The organism is Rhodococcus sp. NPDC059179 (assembly GCF_042754885.1).
Taxonomy (GTDB): Bacteria; Actinomycetota; Actinomycetes; order Mycobacteriales; family Mycobacteriaceae; genus Rhodococcus_G.
Window position 1 is genome coordinate 47276 of the sequence record NZ_JBHZBV010000019.1, and the last position, 6642, is coordinate 53917.

Here is a 6642-nt window from a genome sequence, read left to right on the forward strand (position 1 = left end):
GGCTGGTCGTCGACATCAACGCTCGATGTCGACGACCAGCCTGGTCGGGTCGCTCAGGGTGGACACCGTGAAGGGATGGCCGCCACTGTCGAGGCCGACGAACGACTGGGTCGTCCCCTCGAACACCCCGGAGATCCGGGCCTCGGTGACCAGTTCGGTGTCCTCGCCCGGCAGCGGGTTGGGCCCGTCGTACTCGGCGACGCCCGTGTCGAAGGGGTAGCCGCTGCCGGTGATCAGGACCTCGAGGATCGCATTGCCGGAGATCGGGATCACGTCGCCGCTGCCTTCCTGGACGGCGAGGTCGACGTAGCGGACCGCCCAGCCGGGGACCCCGATGCCGCCCAACTCGTAGACCACGCGGTCGAATCCGTCGTGGGCGCCGACCCGCAGGCCGGTGACCGTCAGGTGTGCGTCGTCGGACGCGTCGGCCCGCTGGGGGCCGGTGTTCCCCGTCGGCCTCGGGGTGGTCGACGCCGGGGCGGCGGTGACGGCTGCCGAGGTGGGGGAGTCCACCGGCGCCGCGGTGACGGATCCCGTGGAGATCGCGCCGCCGTCGCTGCCGTCGCCGCAGCCGCTCAAGGTGAGCACGACACAAAGTGCGGTCGCGGCCCGCCCGAGGAGGCGTGTGCGGGGCGTGGTCGGGCGGTTCATGATTCGGATTCCGGCATCTCGGAGGAATGGTGGTTCACGATCAGCCATTCGCCGTCTCGCTTCTCGTACACGAACGTGTAGCGGGCGTCGATGACCTCCGGGACGCCGGACTTGCTCAGGGTGATCCGGTACACGCCGGTGTCGATCGCGTTGTCCGAGTCGAGCACGTTGACGGTGGACTGCTCGATCACCGCGCTCGGCTTGGTGGGCAGGAACCCGGTGAAGTAGTCGACGATGCCCGCGCGGTCGGTGCGCACCACGTTGGACACCGTTGGGAGGAGCACGGCGTCCGGGGCGTACAGGTCGGCGACGGCCTCGGGGTCACCGCTCGCCAGGGTGTCGTTCCACGTGTCGAACAACTCGGTGACCTGTTCCGGCGACGGCGGATCATCCTGCGCGACTCCGGAAATGGGGTCCGCGCACGCAGTGGCGCACGCAATGGCGCCCGCGGCCAGTGCGATGAATCGAACGGTTGACTTGTGCATCGCGGCGCCTGATTTCGTCGATTGGTCGGATTCGGGGGTCTACCGCACCACCAGGTCGTGGTCGGTGGCACTGAGGGTGATGGCGGCGAACTGCCTGCCGCGCATCCAGTCCCGGACGAACTCGTCGAGCGCCGGATCGTCGCCGCGCGAGTCGAATGCGTCTCGGGGGATCTCGATGGCGCCGATGAGATGGCGCGGATCGCCGTCGAGTCCGGGACCCCGCGTGCCGACCAGTCTCAGTCCGTCGGCGGTGTGCAGCACGACCGGGAGTTCGGTGCCGTCGGGGGCGGTCACCGTGGCCTTCCTGCTGGTGGCCGCGGGGTCGAAGTGTGCAACCGAGAGGCGGTATCCCGACGGCGCCGCATGCTGCCCGACGGCGTCGAGCAGGCGTGGGTCGACGACCGAATACGGGTAACCGATGTCGATCATCGCCTGACCGTCGATCGCGCCGTTCCTGGCGGGCAGGCTTCCCGACAGATGCCAGGGCGCGGGCGGTGCCAGGGTGTCGGTCGACCGGTCCGTCGGGGGGTTGTCCACCGGGGTGCCCAACCTGGCCGCGTCCGTGCGGGTGAACTCCCAGGCAGGTGCCGTCAGGGGCTTGTGCCAGAAGCCCGTGACGCCGTCCCGGCCGCCCTCCACCCGCAGTTCGCGTTGGTCCGGTCCAGGCCCGGTGGAGTTGACGCTGATCGCCGTGGTGATCTCGCCGGGAATCTTGGGCTGATGGGTCCAGTCGGGTGCGGGCAACTGGATGGCGGCGGTGCCCCGATCGAGGGACTCGGCGAAAATGCTTGGCGCGGTGGGCCTGCCGGCCTGGCTCTCCCAGCTGTACCGGAAGAAGATCGAGTCCGATCCCGACGAGTCGAAGTCGAAACTGCGGGCGTACATGTCGCCGTACCTGTTCATCACGAAGGTCGTCGACCCGGCCGCGGACAGTGCGGTGGACCGGAATCGCCCGCCGAGTGGGCCGCCGATCTCGTAGCTGTTGTCGTTGGGCAGCCACGGGTCCGCGAAGGTGATGCGGCTGCCGTCGCCGGTCAGCGCGGGCACCATCGTCATCTTCCCCAGCCCGACGTAGTGAATGCGTCCCGCGATGTCGGTGTAGGTCTGGTTGTCCCACGGGGAGGAGACGCTCAGTGCCCAGCCGTTCCCGTTCGCGCCCGGAAGTTGTTGTCCAGGACCGAACCACAGCGGCGAGCCCCACGCGGAGGTCCAGTTCCACAGGATCGGATCCTGTGATGCGTTGTCCATCGTATAGATCCAGCCGTTGGCGTCGACGGCGATCAACTCGTCGTCGTCCAGGGAGATTCCGACCAGACGACCCCGCAGGCACTCGGGCATCGGGACGTAGCGCCACGGCTGCGCGGTGGGACTGCCAGGCGTTCGGGGGCGGGTCAGCAGGTCACGGCCGACCAGCGCGAAATCGGAGAACCGGTTGAACTGCGTGGTCGGGGTGCGCAGTTCGACGCTTGCGGGGGCGGAGTGCCCGGTGAACACCGGCAGGATCGTCAGCCCGATCCTGCCCCCGCCGGACGGCAGTCCCGGCGGCAGTTGGGCGGTCCCGAACGGCACACAGCTTGCGGGCCGACTCGGCGGTGGCGCGGCCTCGGCGACGGGAGCGTGCCACAGCAGGCCTACCGCCGCGATACCCCAGAAGCGCAGCAGTGACGGACGAATCCGGCGTGCATTTCCACGTTCAGGTGGTTGCCTCACCCCCTGAGTTTCGCACCTCGGGTGCGGAAGATCCACGGGCTGCGAGCGGGGGAGACCCTCAGCCCTTGGCCCGGGACCGTTCCACGTCGATCCCGTTGATGCTGTGCACGGTCCACCGACGCCCGTCGTGGCTGAGGGTGCTGATACCCGCGTTGCGGATCCGCGGCGCGCGAGCAGAGTGGACGGTGTCGAGGATCGCGCGGATCACCCCGCCGTGTGTGACCGCGATGATGGCGGACCCCGGGTGGCGTCGCGCGAGGTCGTCGATGGCCCGAAGCCCACGCGCCGCGACCTCGGGCTTCGGCTCGAGTCCCGGATACCGCCCGTGCGGCCAGCGGTCGTAGGCCTCGTAGTCGGTGACGCCCTCGGCCTCGCCGAGATGCCGTTCGGCCAGCTCGGAGTGGGCGGCGGAGCGCGCGAGACCGAGCCGCGCCCCGATGATGTCGGCGGTCTCGCTGGCGCGCGAGAGCGGCGAGCTGACCAGCAGATCCCACGTCCGGCCGGTCAGGGCGTCGGCGGCCCCGCGGGCCTGCACGCGGCCGGTGTCGTTGAGCGGGATGTCCGAGGAACCCTGCAGTCGTCGGTGCGCGTTCCACTCGGTCTCGCCATGTCGGATCAGCGCCAGGTAGGTCATGGTCGCGGCAGATTAACACCGGGCGGGGACGGCGCCACCCGAATCGCCGTGCGACAGGCGGTGCTGTTCTCCCGGCCGCCGATGGCGCCGCGGAGCGACATGCCAAGCTGACTGCATGCCGATCCGCATCCCCGAGAACCCGCGCCTGGTCAACGCAGCGGAGACCGCCGTGTGGCAGGCGTTGACGAGGAATCTCGGCGACGGCGACCTCGTCGTGGCGAACCAGCGCGTCACCGATCACCAGAAGGACCATGAGATCGACTTCGTGGTCGCGATTGAGGGCCAGGGCATCATCTGCGTCGAGGTCAAGGGCGGACAGATCTGGCACGACGGCGTCGACTGGTATCAGGAGCGCCGTACCGGACCGGCCGTCATCCATCCGGTCCGGCAGGCCCGCGACGGGTGCTACGCGCTGCGCAGCTTCGTCGAGAACGACCCGCGCTGGTCGTCGGGCCGGGTGCGCTGGGACCACATCGTGGTGTTCCCGAACGCCGAGATCGCGGCCGACTTCGCGCTGCCGGAGTGCCCGCGGTGGAAGGTGGTCGACCGCAACGAGCTCGACCAGTTGGCCGCGATGCTGTGGAAGGTGCTTGCCGGGCAGCAGCTGGATCGGCCAGCCCTGGGCGCTGACGGCGTCGAGCAGTTGGCCGAGGTGCTCGCCGGGCGCGGGTTGCCGCAGCGCGACGTTGTCTCGCGGGCAATCGCGAACGAGGATGCCGCCGACGCGCTGACCGCGCAGCAGGCCGTCATCCTCGACGCCGTCCGGTTGCTCAAGCGGGTCGAGGTGCGCGGCGGCGCGGGCAGTGGCAAGACCTTCCTCGCGGTGGAACAGGCTCGGCGACTGGCGAAGTCGGGTCAGCGGGTGGCGCTGATCTGTTACTCGCACGGCCTCGCCTCCTACCTGCGCAGGCTCACCGCGAACTGGCATCGACGGGACAAGCCCGCATACGTGGGCGAGTTCCATACGCTCGGGCGACAGTGGGCGGCGGCGGAGGGGCCGGACGAGAGCGTGCGCAGCCCCCGGAATCAGGACTTCTGGGAGCACGAATTGCCGCGGCAGATGGCCGAGTTGGCGGCGGCCCTGCCGCCGGGGCAGCGGTTTGACGCGGTGGTCATCGACGAGGCGCAAGACTTCGCCGATGCCTGGTGGGAGCCGGTGTTGGCGGCCCTCAAGGACGAGGAGGCCGGAGGCATCTACGTCTTCAGCGACGAGGGGCAGCGGGTGTTCGACCGGCAGGGGGTTCCGCCAGTGCAACTGGTTCCGCTGGTGCTCGACCACAACCTGCGCAACACCCGGCAGATCGCGGAATCGTTTACGCCGCTGGTCGGACAGCGGATGCGGCTGCGCGGCGGGGACGGTCCGGAGGTGCGCTTCGTGCCGTGCGGATCCGCCGACGCGCTCGGCGTCGCCGACGACCAGATCGAGGTATTGCTCGACGCCGGCTGGCGGCCCGAGGATCTGGCGCTGCTCGCGACGGGCAGCCGCCATCCGGAGCAGGTCTCCAGGCAGGCTGCCGGTAGCGAGGCCTACTGGAACAGCTTCTGGGACAACGAACAGGTGTTCTACGGTCACGTCCTCGGGTTCAAGGGCCTCGAGCGTCGGGCGGTGGTGCTCGCGGTGAACGAAGTGGTTGCGCAGGAGCGTTCGCGGGAACGGCTGTACGTGGGGCTGTCCCGGGCTCGCGATCAGCTGGTGGTGTGTGGGGACCCCGAACTCATCCGTGAGGTCGGCGGCGACGAACTGCTGCGCAGGCTGGGGATCTGACGGCACCGGTGGCCCGGGCACACGCGTCGGACTTCTGGAACAGTGGTGCTGGAGAGGTTCGACTCGGGGAGGCTCCATGTCCGACGGCACGCATTCACCGGCACCGGCCGAGACGGCCGCGCAGCGGCGGGCCCGCATCACCGCGCAGGTGCGGACGTGGTGCGACGACGCGCACATCGGCGACACGCCGTCGGCGATCGGACTGGGCCGCGAGCTGTCCGACGAGGCGGCGGTGCTCATCGCGGCCGGGTACCTCGACGAGCCGACCCGCGCGGTGCTCGCCGCGCGGCGCAGCGCAGGCCGGGCGCTCCCGGACGTCGGGGGGTTCGGCGCGCTGCGGCTGCTGACCGACGACCACGCGCGGCTGGACCGCAAGGCCAAGGGCATGCGACCCGGGGTGCTGCAGGCGGTCGCCGCGCACCGCGCGGGGGAGGTCGAGCGGCGGCTGCTCTCGGCGCGGTCGAGCTTCGTGCACTCGCCTGCGCACTACGCGAACGGGGTCCGCACCATCCGCCGGGACCGCCGGGACGGGGTGCACCTGGAACCGGCGCAGCGCGAGGCGTTGTTCGACGCGCTGGCGCGCACTCCCGTCCCGTTGGTGGAGGGCCGCGTGCCGACCGACCAGGTCACCGCGGCCGCGCTGGCCGCGGCGGCCGACCGGTTGGCGGTCCTGGCCGAGCGCACCCCGTGGGCGGCGGCGGGTCGCCGCGCCGCGGAGGCGCTCGGCGGGGTCGCGGGGCAGCCGGGGGACCGGTTCTCGGACCGCTTCGACGCGCTCCTGTTCCTGGCGGGCACCCTGTTCGACCGGATCAACGGCTCCGCGGCCTGGCACTCCGACCACTTCGCGATCCAGCGTGCCCAGCTGGACCTGCCGGACGAGCTGATCCAGATCGCGGTGGACGCCGTCGCGCTGCGCGGGATCGGCGGTGAACTGTTCGGCGCGCTGCACGCGGCCCGCAGCGAGGGTGCTCGCGCCCAGATCCGGGCCCGTCAGCAGGCGCTCGAGCCGGTGTGGGACCAGCTGGTTGACCGGGTGGCGGCGCTGGCCCGGATCGGGGACCTGCTCGCCGAGGCAGAGGATCAGCTGCAGTCGATCGCGGCGGTGCAGCGAACGATGAGCCTCGATTCGAGGATCGACGACCTCATCGCACGCTCGGGCAGCCGGGAACTGTCGGCGGAGAACACCCATCATGTCGGCGACCAGTTCGACGGGGTGGAGGAGCTGATGGGGACGTACCAGAGCGTGCTGTACGGGGACATCCTCGCGCTGACCTCGCGCGCGGAACCGGGCCGGGACCGGCCCTAGGTGTACCCGGCCATCAGGTTGGTGCCAGGCGGCTGACCGGTGGGAGCCCTCCGAGTGCGCTGTGGCGGCGTCGAGTGTTGTAGTACTCGAG

Annotated in this window: 6 protein-coding genes; 2 read left to right on the forward strand and 4 right to left on the reverse strand. The window is 70.5% G+C overall.

Going from position 1 to position 6642, the window contains the following annotated elements; all coding sequences use genetic code 11:
- Positions 1 to 15: 15 nt before the first annotated feature.
- From ACFXMV_RS22640 to ACFXMV_RS22655, 4 genes are all read right to left on the reverse strand, one after another.
- Positions 16 to 651, reverse strand: a complete 636-nt coding sequence (locus ACFXMV_RS22640; RefSeq protein WP_378503180.1) for a hypothetical protein — start codon at positions 649 to 651, stop codon at positions 16 to 18.
- Positions 648 to 1136 carry an SgcJ/EcaC family oxidoreductase gene (locus ACFXMV_RS22645; RefSeq protein ID WP_378500815.1) on the reverse strand — a complete coding sequence of 163 codons (489 nt, stop codon included), beginning with the start codon at positions 1134 to 1136 and terminating at the stop codon, positions 648 to 650. Before ACFXMV_RS22645 ends, ACFXMV_RS22640 begins: the two co-directional genes overlap by 4 nt.
- 39 nt (positions 1137 to 1175) lie before the next feature.
- On the reverse strand, positions 1176 to 2762 hold the full coding sequence (locus ACFXMV_RS22650; RefSeq protein WP_378500819.1) for a hypothetical protein: 1587 nt from the start codon (positions 2760 to 2762) through the stop codon (positions 1176 to 1178).
- A 142-nt stretch (positions 2763 to 2904) separates the two neighbouring features.
- The gene (locus ACFXMV_RS22655; protein WP_378500816.1) at positions 2905 to 3480 is read right to left on the reverse strand and encodes a histidine phosphatase family protein; all 576 of its coding nucleotides are present in this window, start codon (positions 3478 to 3480) and stop codon (positions 2905 to 2907) included.
- A 115-nt stretch (positions 3481 to 3595) separates the two neighbouring features.
- Between ACFXMV_RS22655 and ACFXMV_RS22660 the strand changes: the two genes are divergently transcribed.
- Both ACFXMV_RS22660 and ACFXMV_RS22665 read left to right on the forward strand, forming a co-directional pair.
- Positions 3596 to 5245, forward strand: a complete 1650-nt coding sequence (locus tag ACFXMV_RS22660; RefSeq protein WP_378500817.1) for an NERD domain-containing protein — start codon at positions 3596 to 3598, stop codon at positions 5243 to 5245.
- A 76-nt stretch (positions 5246 to 5321) separates the two neighbouring features.
- Positions 5322 to 6551, forward strand: a complete 1230-nt coding sequence (locus ACFXMV_RS22665) for a hypothetical protein (protein ID WP_378500818.1) — start codon at positions 5322 to 5324, stop codon at positions 6549 to 6551.
- Positions 6552 to 6642 lie beyond the last annotated feature (91 nt).

What these genes read in the sequence shown, in the direction of transcription:
- ACFXMV_RS22640 (WP_378503180.1), bottom strand. Translation starts at nt 651, where the DNA reads ATGAACCGCCCGACCACGCCCCGCACACGCCTCCTCGGGCGGGCCGCG.
- ACFXMV_RS22645 (WP_378500815.1), bottom strand. Translation starts at nt 1,136, where the DNA reads ATGCACAAGTCAACCGTTCGATTCATCGCACTGGCCGCGGGCGCCATT.
- ACFXMV_RS22655 (WP_378500816.1), bottom strand. Translation starts at nt 3,480, where the DNA reads ATGACCTACCTGGCGCTGATCCGACATGGCGAGACCGAGTGGAACGCG.
- ACFXMV_RS22660 (WP_378500817.1), top strand. Translation starts at nt 3,596, where the DNA reads ATGCCGATCCGCATCCCCGAGAACCCGCGCCTGGTCAACGCAGCGGAG.
- ACFXMV_RS22665 (WP_378500818.1), top strand. Translation starts at nt 5,322, where the DNA reads ATGTCCGACGGCACGCATTCACCGGCACCGGCCGAGACGGCCGCGCAG.